We start from the raw sequence: 612 nt of genomic DNA, 5'->3' as shown, positions 1-612 counted from the left end.
GTTAATTGGCGAACACTGTAACGGCGAATATCGCTGGTATCTCTACGAGCCGGGCAGTTTCAGCCCCGTCGCCCTGATTGCACAGGGTGAGATTTATTACTAGCAGCTTGATCACCTCGGTACTCCGCTGACGCTAACCGATCAACACGGTGATATCGCGTGGCAGGCAGATTACACCACCGAAGGCGTCGCCAATCTCAGCATTGAGCGCATTGGCAATCCACTGCGTTTTCAGGGCCAGTATTATGACGTGGAATCGGGGCTGCACTACAACCGTTTCCGTTATTACGACCCCCATGTTGGGCGCTTCATTCACCAAGATCCCATCGGCCTGCTCGGTGGCATCAACCCGTACCAATACGCCCCCAACCCCGTGCAATGGGTTGACCCGTTCGGGTTAAGTTGTAAGGAGAGTAAAGCGCAACCGCCCTATGCAATGGGTTATAACCGGATTACTGATGATTCGAATTCAAATACTTATGTAAATTATAAAGCGTTAGAAGGGCGTACTCTTCCTCCTGATGCTGGTATATCTGGTTGGGATGCATTTCATGGAAGTTTAGATGCAGCTGGGTTAGCTCCTGGTGTCGGTTTAGCTCCTGGTGTCGGTAT

Annotated in this window: 1 protein-coding gene; it reads left to right on the top strand. The window is 51.1% G+C overall.

What is annotated here, in order from left to right:
- Window positions 1–250: 250 nt before the first annotated feature.
- The coding region (locus L4D12_RS25540) for an RHS repeat-associated core domain-containing protein (RefSeq protein WP_428450591.1) at window positions 251–612 on the top strand (362 nt) is incomplete at its 3' end.

Source organism: Photobacterium nomapromontoriensis (genome assembly GCF_050336815.1).
Classification (GTDB): domain Bacteria; phylum Pseudomonadota; class Gammaproteobacteria; order Enterobacterales; family Vibrionaceae; genus Photobacterium; species Photobacterium nomapromontoriensis.
The sequence above is the reverse complement of the archived record's forward strand: the minus strand, read 5'-3'. Positions and strand labels throughout refer to the sequence as shown.